17 protein-coding genes are annotated in these 19754 nt (G+C 41.2%); 11 read left to right on the top strand and 6 right to left on the bottom strand.

Translation table 11 applies throughout. From position 1 onward, the window contains the following. Positions 1-104 precede the first annotated feature (104 nt). The 4 genes from V7Z69_RS07055 (at position 105) to V7Z69_RS07040 (ending at position 5365) form a co-directional block, all read left to right on the top strand. Entirely contained in the window at positions 105-3173 is a 3069-nt protein-coding gene (locus tag V7Z69_RS07055) for a hypothetical protein (RefSeq protein WP_334139351.1), read from the top strand. 499 nt (positions 3174-3672) lie between these two features. Beyond that, complete coding sequence (locus tag V7Z69_RS07050; RefSeq protein WP_334139350.1) at positions 3673-4047, top strand: serine integrase family protein; 375 nt, start codon at positions 3673-3675, stop codon at positions 4045-4047. A gap of 24 nt (positions 4048-4071) precedes the next feature. Then, complete coding sequence (locus V7Z69_RS07045) at positions 4072-4776, top strand: nucleotide-binding protein (protein WP_334139349.1); 705 nt, start codon at positions 4072-4074, stop codon at positions 4774-4776. After that, positions 4754-5365: a hypothetical protein gene (locus V7Z69_RS07040; RefSeq protein ID WP_334139348.1), complete on the top strand. Its 612-nt coding sequence runs from the start codon at positions 4754-4756 to the stop codon at positions 5363-5365. The genes V7Z69_RS07045 and V7Z69_RS07040 overlap by 23 nt, the downstream gene beginning before the upstream one ends. 541 nt (positions 5366-5906) lie before the next feature. Here the strand turns inward: V7Z69_RS07040 and V7Z69_RS07035 are convergent. Continuing rightward, complete coding sequence (locus V7Z69_RS07035) at positions 5907-6548, bottom strand: A24 family peptidase (protein ID WP_334139347.1); 642 nt, start codon at positions 6546-6548, stop codon at positions 5907-5909. Between the two features lie 24 nt (positions 6549-6572). Here V7Z69_RS07035 and V7Z69_RS07030 point away from each other — a divergent pair, with 24 nt between their 5' ends. The 3 genes from V7Z69_RS07030 to V7Z69_RS07020 all read left to right on the top strand — a co-directional run bounded on the left by V7Z69_RS07030 (position 6573) and on the right by V7Z69_RS07020 (position 7346). Continuing rightward, the gene (locus V7Z69_RS07030; protein ID WP_334139346.1) at positions 6573-6797 is read left to right on the top strand and encodes a hypothetical protein; all 225 of its coding nucleotides are present in this window, start codon (positions 6573-6575) and stop codon (positions 6795-6797) included. 104 nt (positions 6798-6901) lie between these two features. Further along, complete coding sequence (gene yajC, locus V7Z69_RS07025; RefSeq protein WP_334139358.1) at positions 6902-7300, top strand: preprotein translocase subunit YajC; 399 nt, start codon at positions 6902-6904, stop codon at positions 7298-7300. Beyond that, positions 7266-7346, top strand: coding sequence for a hypothetical protein (locus V7Z69_RS07020; RefSeq protein WP_334139357.1), 81 nt, complete (start codon positions 7266-7268; stop codon positions 7344-7346). The genes yajC and V7Z69_RS07020 overlap by 35 nt, the downstream gene beginning before the upstream one ends. 544 nt (positions 7347-7890) lie before the next feature. On the opposite strand, the gene V7Z69_RS07015 is transcribed toward V7Z69_RS07020, so the two are convergent. Next, the gene (locus V7Z69_RS07015; protein WP_334139345.1) at positions 7891-8850 is read right to left on the bottom strand and encodes a type IV pilus twitching motility protein PilT; all 960 of its coding nucleotides are present in this window, start codon (positions 8848-8850) and stop codon (positions 7891-7893) included. A 125-nt stretch (positions 8851-8975) separates the two neighbouring features. Here V7Z69_RS07015 and V7Z69_RS07010 point away from each other — a divergent pair, with 125 nt between their 5' ends. Next, positions 8976-9821 carry a hypothetical protein gene (locus V7Z69_RS07010; protein ID WP_334139344.1) on the top strand — a complete coding sequence of 282 codons (846 nt, stop codon included), beginning with the start codon at positions 8976-8978 and terminating at the stop codon, positions 9819-9821. 72 nt (positions 9822-9893) lie between these two features. Here V7Z69_RS07010 and V7Z69_RS07005 read toward each other — a convergent pair whose 3' ends face one another. After that, positions 9894-10268, bottom strand: coding sequence for a hypothetical protein (locus tag V7Z69_RS07005; protein ID WP_334139343.1), 375 nt, complete (start codon positions 10266-10268; stop codon positions 9894-9896). Between the two features lie 130 nt (positions 10269-10398). On the opposite strand from V7Z69_RS07005, the gene V7Z69_RS07000 reads away from it, so the two are divergent. Both V7Z69_RS07000 and topA read left to right on the top strand, forming a co-directional pair. Beyond that, positions 10399-13161, top strand: a complete 2763-nt coding sequence (locus tag V7Z69_RS07000) for a hypothetical protein (protein ID WP_334139342.1) — start codon at positions 10399-10401, stop codon at positions 13159-13161. Positions 13162-13165: 4 nt separating this feature from the next. Then, entirely contained in the window at positions 13166-15124 is a 1959-nt protein-coding gene (gene topA / locus V7Z69_RS06995; RefSeq protein ID WP_334139341.1) for a type I DNA topoisomerase, read from the top strand. A gap of 173 nt (positions 15125-15297) precedes the next feature. Here topA and V7Z69_RS06990 read toward each other — a convergent pair whose 3' ends face one another. Further along, complete coding sequence (locus V7Z69_RS06990; RefSeq protein WP_334139340.1) at positions 15298-16761, bottom strand: HD-GYP domain-containing protein; 1464 nt, start codon at positions 16759-16761, stop codon at positions 15298-15300. Between the two features lie 165 nt (positions 16762-16926). Between V7Z69_RS06990 and V7Z69_RS06985 the strand changes: the two genes are divergently transcribed. Next, positions 16927-18381 (top strand): GGDEF domain-containing protein, encoded by a 1455-nt coding sequence (locus V7Z69_RS06985; RefSeq protein ID WP_334139339.1) that lies wholly within the window; start codon positions 16927-16929, stop codon positions 18379-18381. A 3-nt stretch (positions 18382-18384) separates the two neighbouring features. On the opposite strand, the gene V7Z69_RS06980 is transcribed toward V7Z69_RS06985, so the two are convergent. Together V7Z69_RS06980 and V7Z69_RS06975 are read right to left on the bottom strand one after the other, a co-directional pair. Continuing rightward, on the bottom strand, positions 18385-19191 hold the full coding sequence (locus V7Z69_RS06980) for a sigma-70 family RNA polymerase sigma factor (protein ID WP_334139338.1): 807 nt from the start codon (positions 19189-19191) through the stop codon (positions 18385-18387). Between the two features lie 46 nt (positions 19192-19237). After that, a complete protein-coding gene (locus V7Z69_RS06975; RefSeq protein ID WP_334139337.1) occupies positions 19238-19609 on the bottom strand; it encodes a hypothetical protein in 372 nt (123 codons plus the stop codon). Positions 19610-19754 lie beyond the last annotated feature (145 nt).

The following is a 19754-nucleotide window of genomic DNA, read 5'->3' as shown; positions in this document are numbered from 1 at the left end:
AAATATATAGAACAATATATACGATATAATATGTTTCCATTTAATTATTTATATATAATATATATGATAGCGAAAATGGGACAACAAAAAGGAGGATTTTTATAGTGTTAAAAAGACTATCTTCAAGCCAAACGATTATCGAAAACGGTGTTTCGTGTAATCTTTTAGATATGTCTCCCATTATCAAAGCACTTATGGAAGCTGTGGACGATGCTATAGAGAAAAAGTTCATAAAAGGAGAGGGCGATAAGATTAAAGTTTATATGCACAAAATATTACTAGAAGCGTATAAAAAACTTGAACGCAAAAAAAATCTTGTTACTTATACTTCTTGTAGTTCGGGCGGAGATATTTATCGAATAGGAGGAAAGTTTAAGGATGAAGAAAAATTAAAAAAAACTTATAGAAAACTATGTGAGGTTGTTGAGCGGCAGGTTGACAAACTGCCGGGTGTTGATTGGAGTAATGTATATTTTCAAGATGCTTTTCAGTTATTTTCTCTTTTTAAAGAACAGGGAGGTATTAGAGACGGGGAGTTCCCTTGTTTTAAGGAGGCTCGTTTACAAGCCGCCCCTGCTATTATAAGTCATAAAGGTAGGTATCAAAAACAGAAAGGGATAACGAGGTTAGGTAGAACTATTGCTGCAGAAGAGACGTGCTATGTTGAAGATTTTGCAACTAGTTTTGCTACTGCGATTGCAGAGTATATAGCACAACAAGCAGAACAAGATTTTAGTCTAGCTCCAAACATTAGCGTTAGTGATTGGAAAAATAAAGTCCAACACTCTCCGTATTTAAATAAATACACCGAATTTATTGAAGACAATATATTCTCAAGGGCAAGAGTTTTTACTGTGGTGGAATTTTTTAAATATATAAGTGCAAAAAATCAACATAAAAAAGCTCTTGTTCAATTTGCCAAAAATTTAGATGTCATTGTTTCCATGACGGAAGATGATGATGCTGTTTATAAAATTACTCCTCCTTTTGGTGATGATGTTTTTTGGGATATTGACTTCAAGAGGTATTTGGGCAAAAAGGGAACTTTTGATGTCCTTCCTGTGTGGTTAATAGACAAGACGGATATTTGTGAGAAACGCAGCGAAGAAGCTCTTAATGTTTCTCGGACGGTTGGGTTTCGATTTAAGATCAACGGGCCAACGGCAGATTCGAGCTCTATAGATGGCTCTGCGTTCGAAGAGCGAATAAAAAAACTCAGGGAAGATTTTGAAAGGTTTAAACAGAGCGAGTTTCAGCACACCCGTGTATTTGATGCCTCAAAACTTGGGCAGATTATCTTTTTCAACATGTTGCTGTCAGAAGATCCTAAAGCTATGTTTCAGCAGGTTGCTGATAGTTTCAACAAGGTGCGAGAGGCACAAGATAGAAGAGATGAGAGAGCGGCAAAAATAGTTGATAGATTGCTTGATTTGCTTTTTGAGAAGACCGAGCTAATGAAACAAATTGCCAATGATGTTGTAAAAGTTATGCGTTTAAGCAATCCGCTTATTACTGACGATTCCCTATCGTTGAAGGTTAGGCTATATATAACAAGTGATATATTTTCCATATCTTCAGGAGTACCCATCATTGCCCCGGGTAATCAAGGTAACGAATGGTATAAGACTATAAAAATTCGCCGTATCAAGAATGGAGAACCGGTTCCAGCAGTAGGAGGGGCAATCTTATCGTTTGATTTGGATATAAATCTTTTTGAAATGATGCTTTGTGTTCCGAAAGAAAACAGAAAAACGTTATTTGTTTATCGGGATCCAAACGTTCCTCTGATGTACATAGTATGTGTTCCTTTTGACGAACGACACAATTACAAGAAAGCACTAATTTTTTACTATCAACCCTTCTCGGAAGCAACTGGAAACAAAAATCACTTCTATAAAGAAGGAATTCTAGGTTTAATGAGTTCAATTTTAGTAGAGGTTGTATCCGAAGCAGTTCTCCAAAAGATAGAGAAAGAAAATAGTGAAGTTAATAATCTCCATGCACTAATAATCCGACGACACCGTTATGAAGGACAGAAAGAGGAAGATCCGTTTTATATTGTTGGGAAGAGTTTTGAGATGGCGTTTTCTGAACATGTTCCAGCACGTTCTCAAGGGCGTGACATAAGTGATAATAGAAATAAGAAACAAGAGAGATTCAAGACAATCTCCGCAGTTAAAGCGGCCTTTAGTTCTCTGCCGGTGGTAATAGAATATGATGGAGATTTGCAATATACTCCAGAGAAGATGGCTCTTGTCGTTTTGTCTTCTCGTCCTGTCAATTCGACGAGCCAAGATACAGAACATATTTTGTCAGCAAGAACATATCTTGCTAAATTTGGCGTAGATTCAACAGGCAACAAGAAAATGACTTTTGACCTTGCTTTTATGAAAGGCAAAGGGCTTTTTACTCCTTCATACTTTGAAAAGACCCCTGATGTACTAATTGAAATTATGGGACGTATTTGTTCTGAGCATAATACGAAGCATATAATTGTTTTAACTCACGGCTTCGGAACACGTAATATAGGGCGCTCTGCCAACCGTCATTCGACACATACAAATACGCAAATAATCAATACTTTAACCCAACATTTTAAAGGGATATACTTTTACCCCATGATCTGGAACGAAATAAGTGTTACTCGCACTACATCTATGAAGAAATCTGAATCTAGTCATTTTGAAATAACTGATTTTTCTTATGCAGAAGAACAGCAGATGTGGAAAACCGATATATATAACAATAGAATAATTTTCCCAGTATATTCAATAGGGACGTTTCGTGTTGTCGGAGAAGAAGAGATACGTCCTCAGTCCAATATGGTTACGTATACTGCCGTTATTGATAATACTATTGAAGACGGCGGACATAATGCCCATATACTGTCTTTTTTGCGAGGAGACAAGGGAGAATATGCTTTAAGCAATGAAAGTAGAAACATCAGAAATGCAATTTTTTCAATGCTTCGGGGCCTGCATTACTATGAAGGAGAGAGAAATGTAAAGGGCTATCTGTTTTTCCCTACAGTTGATCCCTTCTGGTGGCTTGGACTTACAAATTTAAATAAGGCTGGAGAAATAGTATTAGTTGATAATGTTTTTGGTAGAGAAAAAACAGTCATTTTGTCTGTGTACTCTGTGTTGTCTATGCTGAAAAAATTGATATGTTAAGCTACTTATCAGCTTATATGTGTATCAGCTTATCAGCTAATCCGCAGATACTCTGATACTAGAATACTAAATCTTTCTTGATCCATGTTTCTTGTTCGGGTAAAATAATTTTGTCTGCGTGTTTTACTGTTCTCTATATGGACGGTAGCCATAGTTTCCGCAACAGCGGCCCTAGGGTTTCCTAGGGCCGTTTTTGTTATTCCAACATCTCATTTGTATTCCCTAATCATGACTTACAACATATACGCATCATAAGTAAATCATAGTGATATACATAATGGCATCATATGTACATCATATGTACATCATATGATGATACATACAATAAGACATGTTTGTTGAAAGACAGCACGCAGGTAAATATACTATGTATAGATAGAGTGTGTTTAGTGTTGTATCTACGATATATGTATGTGAGGTATCTTGCAAATATGCCACATAAAATAGAGTTGTAAGAGTGAGTTAAACAAAAAATATATATGTAAGGAGGTGATGTAGTGTGGATAAGGATCAAGAGGTTTATACGGAGGAGTATGTAAACAGGTTGTCATCGAGGTTGAAGGAGATGGAAAAGCATGTTCCTGCAAAAAAGATAACAAGCAAGAGTGCTGTGGTCAAAATGCTTGCTGATGAAATATTTGCTCTTAGAGACAAGGGGTATACCCTCAAACAGATAGTGGAAGTGCTGAACGAAGAGGGTTTTGATATAACCATAAGCACTCTAACAAACTATCTAAGGCAATATAAAAAAGCATACGGCAAAGACACAGGGAGAGCGGCAGATGATAAGCCTCGGCTCATGCAGTTCCAGAAGTATGAAGTGGACAAGTCGAAGGCGACTTTTGTACCAAAAGAAGACACTATTGAAATTTAAGCTGTAGAAGGAGGGCAACGCATTATGAAGCATATATATCTGATAGGTGGCAGTAAGGGAGGCGTAGGCAAGTCTTTTGTGGCAATGGCGGCGATAGACTATTTAAGGTTAAGGGCACATAATGAGCGGGTGGTGCTCGTTGAGTGCGACACTTCCAATCCAGATGTCTACAAGACGTATAAGGATATGGTTCATACACATCTGATCAACATGGACGAAGCAGATGGGTGGGTAGAGCTTGTTAATGTGTGTAATGAAACAGATGCAGAGAACATAGTCATAAACACGGCAGCACGCAACAATATATCAACTCAGACGTATGGGACCATACTTTCAGAGAGTCTTTCAGAACTCAACAGTAAGCTGATTACTATATGGGTTATCAACAGGCAGAGAGACAGTTTAGAGCTTTTAAAGGACTACATGGAAGCAATTCCCAACACGACAGAAATACATGTAGTGAGAAACGGGTATTTTGGAGCGGAGGCGAAGTTTGAGCTATACAATTCGTCGAGGCTGCGCCAGACGATAGAGGCAAGGGGCGGGAAATCCCTTACGTTCCCTGAACTGGCTGACAGGGTGGCAGACGACATTTATACGAAGCGGATAGCGATAGAAAAAGCGTTGCAAGAGCTTCCTTTGGGCAACAGGGCAGAGCTAATGAGGTGGAGAAGAGAGGCTCATCGTGCACTAGGAGAGATTATATATGTCTCTGAAAAGTGCGTTTGAACAGCTTATCGACAGGTGTCCAACAGATCAAGACATACAGAGGCTGTTTAAGGTAAAAGAAGCGTTAGGGTTGGACAGTAATGATGCTATATGGACTGTTTTATTGGCATTAGAGTACTACCGTACTCTGTATGAGGAGATACCAGACCAGATACAACGGGCGACTCAGATAGTGGCACGCAACGCTACGGAACAAGCTCAGTCGCAGATAGTACAGGCGGTATCGAACCTTATTCCTCATATCGAGGAGGCTGTAGCGAAAACGGCAGGAGACGCAATTAAAAGAGTGCAGGCTGGCAGAACAATGCTGTCAATATGGGCGTCAGGCGTATTCTTGTGGCTGGCTATGGTGTTTGGGTACATGTTGGGGTCGCAAATTTTTACAACGTATCAAGTTACGTCATCTTTATTGGGCTGGGACAAACTTATACGTACAACTGCATTAAGCATGGGATTGAGCTTTTGTGCTACATCATGTATAGCCCTTGGTTTATGGTGTCGAAGTATGAGATATACGCTTATGCAATACCTCTTATACGCGACTGGAGTGTTAGGCTACGGGTTGTTGATATATATAGGGCACATGTAAGGGTATAGTTATAAATACGGTTATAGGTACAGTATGGGTATGTATAGTGTATGTGTAAGGACATATGTAGAAGGCATGTATGATATACATGTGATGTACCTATGATACTCATATGATGTAGATATGATACACATGTAATGTAGGTATCACACAGATGTGATATAGTTGAGATGTATATGTGATACGTGTAGAAAAAAAGAAAGGCGGCTCTAAAAAGGGCCGCCAAATTTTTAAAAAAGGGCTGAAACATAATAAGCTGTCGTATAATAAACTGTATTGTGTTATGTCGCAAAAACATGATATCCCTTCCTGCTTTTCTACCTAAATTCCCACGGTAGAGCGGTCTATTTAAAAATATTTTGGCTTAAGACATCTCTTGCTATAGCATAAACAAAAATAGGAGCTTCTAGAGCCTTCTATTGTAAATTGCATGCAATAAATAGGTTAATAAGGGAGTTTGTAGGGTTGTTGTGGAGGGAGGGATACCGCTCGTCCCCTTTTTTTGTGATTGTACAAGGAGGGTTAGTGGTGAGTTGTGTGGTTAATGGCTGTGCTGGACGGTCATGATGAAAGCGACAAGCCCGCCAATGGATAAAAAGGGGACGAGCGGGACAACCCTTGTTTTTTTAGCGATGGCGTATATGGTTCCTAGGGTTCCTGCACATACCAGAACAACGTGGAGGTATTGGGGGCTGGTGATCATGCCTATTATTCCTGCTGGCATGATGTCTCCTTCGCCTAGGGCGTAGGAGGTTCGGGAGAGGAGGAAGAACACGAAGCCTATGGAGATGCCGAAGAGTATGGAGTGCGGCCCCAAGATGTTCAGCCCTATACTTATTGCCGATGGCAGGGCGGAGAGTACTACGATGTCGTAGACGTACATATCCTCCAAGTCGTGGAGGGAGGCTATGTACAGGGGAACAAACACTCCCAATGCGGCACAGCAGGTGTGGTTGTGGTTCATCAGTCCTGCTGCATACATCGCTGTGGCAGTCAATGCGATGCGGAAGGGGCAATCGCAGACAGAGAAAAGTTTTTCTATCTCTGACGGGGAAGGAATGTTTTCGTCTTGTCCATCTGACAGGGCGTGGATATACGGGAAGAAGTACAGATATGCCGCCAGAAGGGTTAAAACACAGGTGTAAATAAGGAATACAAAGTTGTGTACAACAAGCTCTCTCACTCTTACAGCCCCCTGTCTGTTTTTGTGTTTCGTAAAAAGCATAAAAATATCACGGGGGCGATACTACAATCGGGGGCAGCTCAGCACGCGGCGGACAAAGCAGTAGCGTCAGGTGTGGTAAAGGGCATACTCTCCTTTGCTACTGCTCCTATTGCTGTGCCTCCTGGTGTTTTGGTCTATAACGTGGACATAGCTGCGGAGCTTGAGAAACTTCTTTTCTACTTAAAAAGTCCAGCAAAGGAGCACTAAAGAGTTTCAATAGTTGGGTTGTCGTGGTAGAATGTGCATTGCGCAAATAACGAATATAGATGAGTAAGGAGGCGTCTTGATTGCAGCAAGGTGGACTAGTAGGCATGTTATTACCCTTAGCAGTGTTCGTGGTTATCTTCTATTTCCTGATAGTGAGGCCCCAGAAGAAAAGGCAAAGGCAGCACGAGGAGATGTTGGCCTCTATCAGGAAAGGTGATGTAGTAATCACCGCTGGAGGGTTCTGGGGAACCGTCAGAGAGGTCAAAGACGATAGCTTCATCATCGAGATAGCTGATGGAGTGAAGGTTCGAATACTTAAGTCATCCATTCAAATGAAGCGTTCCGCCGTGGATGCAGAGGCTTCCCCTAAGCCCAACAAGGGGAAATTTTTCAATCAATTTCATGAAAATCAGGAGAATAGCCCTGCTTCTGAGTGCTGTCTTGATACTAGGAAGCATATCACTTTTGATGTCCCGTGGTTTGAACTTGGGGATAGATTTTAAGGGGGGCAATCTCCTTCAAACTCTTTCCCGCCAGCTCTATATATAAATATATTATATATAATAATTATATATATGTTTATATATATTAGGTTTATATAGGGGCGGCACAGGGACATGTATTATATATATTATATATGTGGCGAGCGGAAGAACAGAAAAAATTAGCCTCAGACTCAGAAATGAGCCTCATTAGCCTCATAATATCATAATATTCATAATATAAAGCCGTATACTCGCACTGCATAAACTCCAAAAACAAAAAATAGTCCAGATAAGATATAAGTCCATCTAAATAGTCCTGTATAGATAAATTTTACAGAATAGACAGTATAAGTCCCTCTAAAATAAACTCCTGCATATAGAGAAGTTTACAGATTTCACTTTTGTGCTTTGACCTTTTTTGACTTTAAGAGGGGGGACATATATTATATATATTATATATGTGGTCTCTCTGACTTTTTCTGACTTTGACTAATACTGACTAAATATTTTTGGTGTTTCAGTTTACGTTTTTGTTTTTTTGGAAAGGTAAGGCATGGAGCCACGATTTTTTCGTAGACCATGCCTTACACCCTTTTTGAAAGGTGTTGCTATAAAGTGGAGGTGGAATATGTTGGAATACGGTGGATATGTCCTTCTCTTATGTTTGCCTTAATGGCGTCGTTTACGGTCAAGATGTCTAAGGGCCTCTTCATATTTCCAGTATTTTTGTATTTGCTGGGCAAGTAGAGCACATACCGCAGGACTTGAGCTATACGTCCATAGAAGTTTGAGTTTTCTTTTCTGCCTAAAAGGCCTATAAACCTCTCAATACTGTCGTGACAGCTTCCCGCATGGATAGTCCCTATCACCTTATGCCCTGTTTCTGATGCTATCAGTCCATGCAGGGCAGTATCAGGGTCTCTTATCTCTCCAATCATTATAACGTCGGGATCTTCTCTCAGTACGTCTCTAACTCCAGTCGCAAAGTCTATAACGTCGTTGGGTATCTCTCTTTGGCTTGCCACTCCAACGTTGTCGTAGAGCATGTACTCTATAGGGTCCTCAATGGTACATATATGTATAGGAAGGTTGTCTAACATGGTTTGGAGCACCGATGCCATGAGAGTGCTTTTACCGCTCCCTGTAGGTCCAGCTACCAGATAGAGGCCGGGCGTAGTATCGTCTGCGATGGAACGGAGTATGTTTGTCTGAGAGGTATTGTAGTTGAGCTGATGGATTTCAGGGACTCTATCTGACAAAACACGCAGAAACAACTGTTTTCTGCCGACAGTACGGCTCTGCCTTACCCTTATTCGTCGGTTGTTCCATGTACAGGAGCAGCTCACCTTGTCGAAGGTCGGCAGTTTCAACAGACGCTGTGTGATGAGGTTTACCCCCTCTTCAGGAACTTGGAGACTAGGAATTTCTTTTAGTTCGCCGTTCCATCTTACCCAAATAGATCTACCTTCAGTTATGTGAATGTCTGTTGTCCCGTCTTTTGCCAGAAGCCAGCAGATTTTCCGTAAAAACTCTTCGTTGTGTGTATGGATCGCGTCACACTCAGCCATTCTGTTACCCTCCAAAAAATTTTTTGTTTTTTATTTCCTGCGTATTTTGCTCAAAAAAACATAGGCTTTTCTATAGGGAAGTATATAAAGCTGAATAATGAGAAATATACGGGAGGGGAAATAATATGGCGGCAAAAAAGAAAACGGCGGTTCAGATAGAAATGCCAGATAAGATGAGGTTTACTCTGTACAGTCTGCTCAACAAATACCGTGATTTGAAGACCAAGAGTGATATACAGCAGGATATAGCGGACGCCGCTAAAGAAGTTTTGAGAGAGAGGTTTCCTGCTAGCGGAGATTGCTACAGGGTAAAGGTAAAAGGACAGGGAGAACTGCTTGTGGTGCATAAGGAGATAGAGGTGTCATCTCTGAGGGCAACTAATAATCTGGCTTCGTTCTTGGAACTCACAGGCCGCAAGCACCTCCTGCAGGCCACAGAGTCCAAGGTGGTCAAGATAACTTATCCAAAAGACATGCAGAACCAAGATATGGCGAAGATGATAAGGATTACGTTTGAATCGTACCCGAAACGCAATACTCCAGAACTTCTCCAGATATACAGGGAGGCTAGCCAGAACAGTAAGAAGATAGGCAAGCAGGCGGCTAATATGAAGAAGATGATAGACCAAATGATATGGTCGGCCACAGAAGAAGAGAGCGACAAAGTTGCTTGTGAAATAGAGGGGATCAAAATTTCGGGCTATACCAGAACTAGCCTGTCTTTGTCGCCTGATTTTCATGAGAAGTATCCTAAGGCAGCAGAAATGGAGGAGTTTGAGCCGTTTATCTCCAAATACAATAGAGTCATTTTCTTTGTAGGTACAGAGCAGGAACTTCTTGCACAACAGGAAACGGCAAAAATGTTTGCTTTAAAAAAATTAAAAAAAGAGAAGGAACAACAGGAGGCTCAAACAAAGAGCGAACAGACAAATCCACCAGAAGAAGATTTTGGGTTTGACTTGGCACTATAGCCGGTTAACATAAGTCGCTTCCAAGGAAGGGAGGTGAAAGCCCAGACTGTTTCAGGTCTGGGCCTTTACTTGTTAAAGCGGGGCAGTTTCTTTCTTTTTACGAGTATGATAGAGAATAAACTGCTTGCATAAAATAGCTATGTGGGAGAGTGCTTTTTTTACGTTTTCTGTAGCATACGTAATTTTTGTTTCCATGATATACCGTGTTTTAGGCTTTTTCTGTCTTGTCTTCAATTCCGACAGACAGCCTTTTACCAATCTTCCCCCTTTAACCACTTTAATCCCCTTACAGTTGATGACAGGGATTTTTTGTTGACCCCAACAGTCCAGAATAAAGCGGGTAAGCAGCACTCCCATAAACTCGCTGTTGAGCGCCACTCCTATTCTATATAAAGCCAACTGCTGTTCCTGCGGTGCCTGTTGTATATGAGGCTGATCTTTTCTCATGGGCACAAGCCTCCATTTAAGTTGTTTTTTGGCGTACATATTTGTACTTCTCTCGTGTTAAATATATGGGTTTTTGTGGCAAAAACAAATATGCTTTTTATGTATATATTATCAGAAGGAGGGGCTAATTGTGGTAATTGCACAAGGGACTAACAGTCAAACTTTACCGATTGACTATATAGAAGATGTTCATGAGATTTTAGAGGCCTACAAACATTACAAACAGGTGTATGAACAGAATAAATATATCAACGACAAAGTTTATTCTCCTGAGGTTATGTTTGAGGCGGGTCTCTTTTATTATGATGATGAAACTGACGGGTCTGGCGGCAAAATGAAACAAATAAAACACCTCCGGCAGGCTATGGCGGAGGGCAGGCCCATTAAACCTGAAAATATCAGTCTGGTTCCTAGTCATATTCTGCTTGGCGGAGAGTCTCCTATCCTTCCTGCCCCTAAATTGACTGAAGAGCAAATGCTTCGATTAGAAAAATCCGTGGACTCTGAAGATTTGATAAACCGCATTTCCAATATCATGATGGACTACAAGATGGATACGTATCGAGGGATAGCTTTAGGGCAGAAATATGAAACGTCGTTGAAGTCGGCAAACCTCAAGCTGATGGCGGCTATTCAAGAGCTGTCTTCTGAATATTCTCCTCTGCATGGCGTACTGACTAGCCCCGATCCTGATGTCCGAGTATGGGGAGCCAGAAAGGCTATGCAGATACTTGAACAGGCGGCTGTTGTGTATGAGAAGGAGTGTTTGAAGCGTATTGAAAAGCTGGAGCCTGACGTTTTGCGGCGGAAACAGCAGATGGAGGAGATGTGGCACAGAGAAGTTTCCGGCATGACGAAGAATATGTATAGAACTTTGTCTTCTCCTGATCAGATGATGGGGATGATCTGTCTTGCTGCTGCCGCCGGTCCTGCATCGGTTTTGCTCATTGCCCTTCCTATGCTGGTGGCTATGCTGGAGTCTCAGAGAGCACATCTACAGCATCAGAGATTGGCAAAAAAGGCTTTGAATACTTCTCACTACATCGCACGAGAAAAGGCGAACGCGATGGCCATACGCATTATGGGAAACATGGCTCTTCCTGAGATTATTATCCCTTTGGCGGCAGGGGAAAGTCCTGTCTCTGTTCTGTCTCACGTAACAAAAATTTCGGATAAATATATTGAACTGACAAACCGCCTAGAGGAGGGGTTGTACAATACGCTCTTCCAATACGAGACGCAGAAGAAAACATCGAGGCCTCTGTCTCCGACAGAGCCGCAAGTGGTTCAACTGTTACAGGGGCTTAAATCTGTTGCCAAAGGGATATATCAGGAGGCGTATAACCCTCATCTGGTGTATATGTCCCGCCAGTTGAAAGATAGTGCACAAGCAGATTGGGATATAGGGACAAGCTGTTTTACTGTAGACTATTTCACTAAAACAGACTCTGTTTTGTCAGGTTTACCGGGGGTGGCAGACAAACTGCGTTTGTTGAGTCAGGCTGCTAAATCACGGTGGAGCATAAACAAAGTATTTACTGTGCAGCTCAATTCTTCTTTGTTTGAAAAGAACAGCTTCTCTGTCTTGGGTATGGATAAGTTGACCAGGTACCGTCATACCTTTATGAATTATCAGGAAACCATCAACCGCATAGCCAACATGATTACAGGGGTTGCCCGTACCACAAAAAAGAATATAAGCCCTCTTGCAGAGGTATACAATGAAATAATTAACAACAAGCAGTTGTATTCGTCGTACATGCTTAAAAAGACTTCCGCAGGCCTCCAAAAAAAACCAAATGCAGATACTATTCCTGCTCTGGTAACCGCCAGCTTAAACGCCATGAAACATTCTTTTGAACGACATGCTGAAGAGCTGGCACAGGATATAGTTCAGTCTATGCAGAATATGCAGAAAAAACAGGGGGATACTGTAGATCAAACAATTGTAAAAAACTATCTGAAGCTGAAGTCCAATTATTCTTCTGTTATGAGTTCTAATTTGGCTCATAAAGTAGCAAATATAGTTGTGGCGAATCAGAATGATCCTAAGCAAATGACTCAAGAATTGAAGTCATGTTTTATGCAGACAGAAGATATAGATTACCTCAAACAGTTGAAATTTGCCGTATCTCCCATTTTTACAGACATGATGATGAGGATCATGCCCCCTGAGATATGGGCAAGCATCTCGCAGTTGGAATCTTTGAGTTCGTCCATACAGAAAACAGACCTTTCTATGGTGAAATCTGTGATTGTTGCGGCAATGGCGAAGGATATCAAGCAGAAGTTTGAGGAACGCTGCGGTCAAGGCAGTCTTCCTGTTATGATGTACGACATTATGAAGGGGTTGGCAGTGCAGACTCTGCATAAAGCAGGATTGGACAATGTCAGCAGTGCGATTGGTAAGGCTGCAGAACTGTTGGGGAAAGAAGGGCAGGAACTTGCTTCCATGTATCAGTCTTTACAGAAAGATTTGCAAAGCCGGGATATGGATTTTGTGGAAGGTCGGGAAGAGTATATTTTGTGCCGATTCTGTCGGCAGTTGTGTAAAACAGATGAAAAAAAGATGGATATATCGGAAGCAGAAAAGCAGCATATTTTAAGTAGGGCAGAATCAGAAGGAGTAAAGATACTTTCTGATAAAAGGCGTAAGTCGGCGGAGGAGAATGAGGCAGATATCAGTAGGGAGCGTGTAGCAGTTCTTGCTGAACAGTTGAGCGGTGCATTCAACATGACTGCTACGTCTCCTCTGCTTCAGAAGTTGGTTCAGATGCATTCTGTGGGATTCAATTACGACAGGCCAGTTGTCATGTCGGACATATCCAAGTCGTCGCCTAAAGATAGAGAAAAAGAGAAGGAAGAATATACCGCTCCAGATATGGTGAGGTGATAAAGTGAGCAAAAAAGTCATTGTAGTTGAAAGCCCGACGAAGGCAAAAAGCATATATCAGATGTTAAACGGCAGGTATGTCGTCAAAGCGACATTGGGACATATTAAGGACCTTCCTCCTGATAAAATGGGTGTGGAGGTCAAGCTAGACGGCCCATCTCCTGAAGTCTCCTTTGAGTTGAAGCCTCTGCGTGGAAAGAGCAAGGTTATACGGGAATTGAAGTCTGCCTGTAAGGGGGCTGACGTATATATTGCTTCTGACCCTGATAGAGAAGGGGAAGCAATAGCATATCATGTTCAGCAGGAGATAAAGAAAACGGCTAACAGTACCAGTCGCATTCGTTTTGGAGCAATTACTCAAGAAGAGATTCAAAAGGCTCTTCGCCACCCTGACAAGATCAACATGAATCAAGTAAAGGCACAAGTACTACGTAGGGTACTGGACCGTATTGTAGGGTATGAGTTTTCTCCTCTTGTCTCCAGAAACCTAGGACAAAACGGCTGTTCAATAGGTCGTGTACAGACTGCTGCGTTAGGTCTTATTGAAGCACGAGAACAGGAGATAACCAATTTTGTTCCTGAACCCTACTGGCATGTAACCCTTACAGATGAGGCGGGAACTGTTTTTCAGAGCGATAAGATAACCGAAAAGGACCTTGCTCAGGCAGTTATGTCTGCCGCTAAGGCCAGCGGAGGGATTGTTGTTTCTAATGTTACCAAGTCAACAGTCAAGGAAGCTCCTCCCAAACCTCTTACGGCCAGCACTATGCAGCAGTTGGGAAACAAACGCTTTGGGTGGGACAGCTCCAAGACTATGTCAGTTGCACAAAGTCTCTTTGAGAGCGCTCATCTTATTACATACATGAGGACGGATTCAGTCCGTCTTTCTCCTGAAGAACAGGAAAAGGCGTTGGACTACCTACGCAAAGAGCATCCTGATGTTGTTCCTGATAAGCCTATTCAGCACAGAAACAGCAACAAGACACAGGATGCTCATGAGTGCATTCATCCAACACATATGAAGCCGGAATATCACCCATCACGCATGAAGGGCAAGCTGAGTGAGGACGAATGGAAACTCTACCACTTGATCTGGCATCACTTTTTTGCTTCTCAGTCCAAACATGCAGTATGGGATACCGTGAAAGTAGAAGGCTACATTGCGTCCTCCGATCCCAAGATCAACAAAATCAAGTTTGTTGCGAAGGGTAAAAAGTTGGTGTTTGAAGGCTGGAGAAAGTTTTTGCCGGCAAAAGACAAGGGAGAGCTGTTAAAAAAAGAGTATTCAAAGGGAGAAGAGGTAAAAGGTAAAGTTGCGTTAGAGGAAAAGGAGACCACCCCTCCGCCTCGATACAACAACGCCTCTCTTGTTGCCGCTATGGAAAAATACGGAATAGGGCGTCCTTCAACATACGCCGCCATAGTTAGTACGCTGAAGAAGCGGAAATATATACAGGAACAGAAAAAGAGTTATTACATCACACCTATGGGTAAACGGGTATTGGAATGGGCAAAACAGGCTATTCCTGAAATTGTAGATGTTGGATTTACAGCGAAGGTAGAAGAGGTTTTAGATAAAGTTGAGTTGGGAGAGGCTGATTGGAAAAAGAGTTTGGCAGAATTCTACAAAAAAGTTGTGTTGGCAGGCATTGAAAGAGCAAAGCGTATGTCCCGTATTACCCTAAGCCCCGAAGAAGAGGAGATTTTACAGTCAATTGGGCGGCAGACATCCAAAAAGACGAAAAAAAGAAACACCGGAACAAGAACAAAGACTACAGCAGAAAAGACGAATACCAAAAACAGTATAAAACACAAAAGAACGACAATAAAAACAGCTTCGCAAAAAACTAAAGGCAAAACTGTCTCAAATAAGGGAACGACAAAAAACAGCGATTATAGCGGCTATACGGTGTCAAAGACAAACAGAGAACCAGAAGCACCTTTCTTTATGTTAGGGTATTAGTTTTTTTGTGATGCTCGTATTATAAGATATCGGTATAAGAAGATAATTGTATAATTGTATAGTGGTATATCAATACATGCAAATATGTATAAAAGAATAAAAGAGTGGCATTAAGCCCTTCTTTTATCTTTTAAATATGAATAATTAGAGGAATGAGCGGTGTAATGTCCTATCTAATGCAAATGAGGAAAAATATTTCTAAGCGATTCGTATGCCCAATCAAAAGCCTGTGAAGTAATCCCCTTCCAGATTTTGTTCTGTTTCATGTCCTGCTGTAGCAATTCTACAGTCTCATGAAAACTTAGAGGTTTTTTGTACGGCCGATGTTCGAGCAAGGCAGAAAACATGTCTGCGACCTGAAGAATTCTGGCTCCTAAAGGAATGCTTTCGTGTTTCAGTCCCCAAGGGTAGCCTGAACCGTCCAACCTCTCATGGTGGAGTGAAGCTGTTGTCAGCACAGAATGCAGTTCAGGTGGAAAGACATCTTTCATGAAAAGGTACGGCATATATACATGTTCTTTTATCTTTTTCCACTCTTGAGGCGTCAATTTCCCTTGTTTGTGCAGTATATGCAGAGGGATGGCAATCTTGCCAATATCGTGCATAATCGCTGCCAGTTTTAGCTTTTGTGCTTCCAGTTCCGATGCCCCTATAGCTTTCGCAAAGGCTTGAACAACACAAGTAACGCCGACAGTATGATCTTTTGTAAAAGAACTTCTAGACTCGATAATGTCTGTTAAAGAGAAAAAGAAGTCGTAAATATTGTCTGCCGTATAGCTGGTAGGCTGTTCTACGGCCTGCAGTATTTCTGATTCCCACTTCTCAGGATACTCTAAATCCAGCCATATATCCTGTCGGCGGGAAAATAGCGTATGTGCACTGGCAGCAACGTCGGGGGCAATTATTCCGTTCTGAAGGCAATGTTTTATATCCCGTAAAATCCGCTGCTGCAGATCCCCTACTATGTCGTTAATCGCATGGGAGAAGGATATTCTACTGGAAAGCTGTACAATCGATGATGCCATTATTTCGTATTCTGTTAACACGGGACTGTTAATGCATTCTCTTCTGTTTATTTGTTTTAAGTCGTTCCAAGAAAAAGCACACCCGAAAATTATTGGGTGCAAAGCTGATAAAGCAGGATCTGTTAGCCCACGTAAAAACGAGCTTCCTATCAGAAAACTGTTTTTGACGCTGTTGTTCTGTTTCCATACTTTAACAAGGAGTTTATGAGGTTGTAGTGCGAACTGCCGGCTAATATCTCCTCCCATGGTCAAGAACAGTCCTAGGTGGTGTAGAAGACATGCTCGTGTTACTTTTTGTCTCCAGACAAAAGCATTAGGGCCTTTGAATATATCTTGATTCAGTATTCTACTGATAAGAGCGGTCTTTAAGTGATGGTGTTTAAAAAGTTTTGGGTTTAACGTCTCCAGCATTTTGATTAACGCATATAGTATCTTAAGGGACGAAAATACTATAAATTTATCGGTGAGCTTCATGTGTATGTTGCATGGGGATTCTATGTGAGCAGTAAAGGAGTTGTTGAGCTTGTATTCTAATTCTGAAGGGTTACTTATTTGTAGAGAGATATCCTGAACAATCGCAGTTTTGCTGCTGGCAATCAAATTTTCTGACAACTTTAACGCCCCTTTCTATAGTCGTTATTTGTTTTACAAGTACTCTTAACTATATTCTTTATTATGTGGTCATTTTTAAGTATATAAGTCTATGTATAGTATTCACACCAAAAGAAAAAAAGGAAAGAAAAAAAGGAAAATTTAAGGAGGTTTTATGACAAAAAAATGAAGCAGACACAAAAAAACTTTTCTGATATTCAGGCAAGAGGAGCAGGGGTTTTTCTGGTCGTTTTTCTGATTGTGGCGAGCGTCATAAGTTTTTGGACACAGAGGTCTAATTCGCTTGCTTTATTGGAATCGACACGCCAGATAATCACAGAATACAGCCGTAATTTATCCCGACAAATAGACACTGAAATAGAAATGTCCCTGTTGGGTGGTGTGGAGAGGTCTCTTATAGAAGATTTGTCGTATGTAGACCTGCAGGGAAGAGCGTACAAGTTCCAACCTATGAAAGATGTGTCTCAAGCCTTAAAGAACATTGTGGCGGAAGACAAGAATGTGTTTGCGATTCCTCCTGGAACAACTAAAACAGTCTTCAAGTTAAGTGGGGACAACAATAATATAATCGCATATAAGCCTCTTCTTATTCAAAGAAAACAGTCTCCAGAGAGGATGTTTATACGCTGTATTATTCCTGCCGGCAAACTCCGGTTGGCTGTTGGAGAATTGTTGCCTATGGGGGCAGTTAAAGTTGCCTCTGCTTCTGGTGTGGTAAAAATTGTTGACGTATATACAGAAGCAAAACTTGAGCCCTTTCCTATATCTGTTGTCTTGATGGTTGCGCGAGGATTTTTCTGGAAGAGAATGGCACTTTTAACTCTTGTTTTTTTGGTTTTGCTGTACGGTCCAGTTATTGTGTATAAAGAGATGGTAAAGGGGACGTATACCAATATCTTTGAAGACATTCAGAATATCATGTATTTAGTCAGTTCTTATACAAGCGTTGAGAATACAGATAGCGAAAAGGACCTAGAGGCGGAAAACATGGTGCTGCAGAAAAGAATGAACTATAAGGAATTTGCTATTCTGGCAAAGGCTCTAGAGGCGATGAGGTATCACATAAAAAGCAGCATGTCTCTGTTGAAGCAGAGGTCTGCTCTGGACCCTCTTACCTACTTGCCTAACAGAACGGCTTTTCAGAACGAGATTAGTAATTGTGTCAAAAGCGGGATTCCTTTTTCCGTTATGTTTCTGGATTTAGATGGGTTTAAACAGATAAATGACGAATTGGGGTATGAAGCTGGAAACGAGACTCTTAAGCGGGTTTCACAAGTACTGCAGCAGACCTTCAGGAGGCAAGACGATTTGGTCTGTCGTTATGGAGGAGATGAATTCGTCGTTTTGATGTTGGGTGACATTTCAAAGGTAGCAGATGTTATTGCGACGAGGATACGAGAGAATATTGAGGCGATTGATGTCAATCAGCTTGTAGGAGCAGAGTATGCAGATAAACAGTATAGAGTTAGTACATCAATAGGTATCGCCGTCTTCCCAAAGGACAGCGCTAATGCTGACGAAGTTGTACAGCTTGCAGACGAACGCATGTATAAAGATAAGGTGCAAAGGAAAAAGAACAGAGGTAGTTCCAACGTTGCAGAGGTAGAACTCAGGCTGTAGGACTTATACGTATGGCTCTACCTCCTGTTCTTCTACATGTGACATATATCTGTCTTCTATTGCCTCTTTAATTTTTTTGAGGGCTCTAATTTCTATTTGACGGACACCTTCTTTGGAAAGCCCCAATACTGCACCTATCTCTGCAAGGGTGCTGGGTATTTCTCCATCGAGGCCAAAACGCATTTTTATGTAGGTTTTTTCTGTTTCTGTAAGGCTTTCCATGGCTTCTTGTACCAAAATACGGGTTTCTATTTTTTCGACATGAGTCAAAAATTGGTCTTCGGTTTCCTGTGCGTCGTACTCTGCGATGTGGTCGGCTACTGTCCGACCTTTTTCCTCTTCGTCAACAGGAGTATCTAGAGATATCATACTAATTGTCGATGCCTGCTGTATTTTTTCTAACTGTTCGTTTGTAATATTTTCTGCTTGTCCCTTGTCATGTTTTGCCTTGAGTTTGATGACATTTTCTGGTACCCGTATCATATAGTTGTTGTTGAATAAGGCTCGCTGTATGCTGTGGTCTATCCACCATTTAGCGTAAGTAGAAAACTTATATCCTTTCTCCATATCAAACTTATCTAGTGCTGTCATAAGACCTATAATACCTTCCTGTACTAGGTCTGATAGTGTGTAGGCGGCTCCTGGTACTTGCGTAAATTTATAAAAACGCATTGCGGAAGACACAATAAGACGTAAGTTGCCTTCAATTAGCTGCTGAAGAGCTTCGTTTTTTATCTGCTCGGCTTCTCCTTCGAAATACTTTTTGATTAACTCCTGCTCCTGTTGTCGTGTTAAAATTCCATGCTGCAAGTTATATATGCTCTTTATATGTTGGAATTCCTTGTTAAAGTTGATATTACATGTTGACTCCAACATTGATATTCACCGCTTTTTCTTTATATATCTGTTCATACGCTTTCTGCATAATTTCTTTAGCATATGTTTCCGCCATCTGACGCCTCTTGGCATCAGCAGCCATCTGTTTTGCAAATATTTTTTCTATAAGTTCTATTTTTGCGTTTATTTTCTCCATTTCCTGTTGACAGAATTGAGCTCCTGCTACACACGGCATGTTGACAATCTGTTGTGCTAGGCACACTACCTCTGCAAGACGGTCATAAAGAGCATCGTAAAGCTGTGCGTATTCTCCTAATGTCGCCCTTCGGGGTAGAGTTATAGGATTTTCCTTTATCTCCTTCATTTTTTTAAGAATCTCCTGTTTAGTCATAACCCACTCCTCCTTTATTGATGCAATCTATCTAATATTCATATAGCGCTATTTTGGCAGTATGTCAACTTTATTTCAAGTCAGAAAATAGACATGATATACATGATATCAAGTGTGGACGGTTATTACCGTTCGGCTATGTTAG

The sequence above is a fragment of the Thermovirga lienii genome, assembly GCF_036847465.1.
In the GTDB taxonomy this organism is placed as follows: domain Bacteria; phylum Synergistota; class Synergistia; order Synergistales; family Thermovirgaceae; genus Thermovirga; species Thermovirga lienii.
Note: the sequence above shows the minus strand (reverse complement) of the source record. Positions and strands in the feature narration are given on the sequence as shown.

Bases quoted from the DNA above. Each gene is read 5' to 3' on its own strand.
- V7Z69_RS07045 (WP_334139349.1), top strand. From the start codon at position 4,072: ATGAAGCATATATATCTGATAGGTGGCAGTAAGGGAGGCGTAGGCAAG.
- V7Z69_RS07040 (WP_334139348.1), top strand. From the start codon at position 4,754: ATGTCTCTGAAAAGTGCGTTTGAACAGCTTATCGACAGGTGTCCAACA.
- yajC (WP_334139358.1), top strand. From the start codon at position 6,902: ATGTTATTACCCTTAGCAGTGTTCGTGGTTATCTTCTATTTCCTGATA.
- V7Z69_RS07020 (WP_334139357.1), top strand. From the start codon at position 7,266: ATGTCCCGTGGTTTGAACTTGGGGATAGATTTTAAGGGGGGCAATCTC.
- V7Z69_RS07015 (WP_334139345.1), bottom strand. From the start codon at position 8,850: ATGGCTGAGTGTGACGCGATCCATACACACAACGAAGAGTTTTTACGG.
- V7Z69_RS07010 (WP_334139344.1), top strand. From the start codon at position 8,976: ATGGCGGCAAAAAAGAAAACGGCGGTTCAGATAGAAATGCCAGATAAG.
- V7Z69_RS07005 (WP_334139343.1), bottom strand. From the start codon at position 10,268: ATGAGAAAAGATCAGCCTCATATACAACAGGCACCGCAGGAACAGCAG.
- V7Z69_RS06985 (WP_334139339.1), top strand. From the start codon at position 16,927: ATGAAGCAGACACAAAAAAACTTTTCTGATATTCAGGCAAGAGGAGCA.
- V7Z69_RS06975 (WP_334139337.1), bottom strand. From the start codon at position 19,609: ATGACTAAACAGGAGATTCTTAAAAAAATGAAGGAGATAAAGGAAAAT.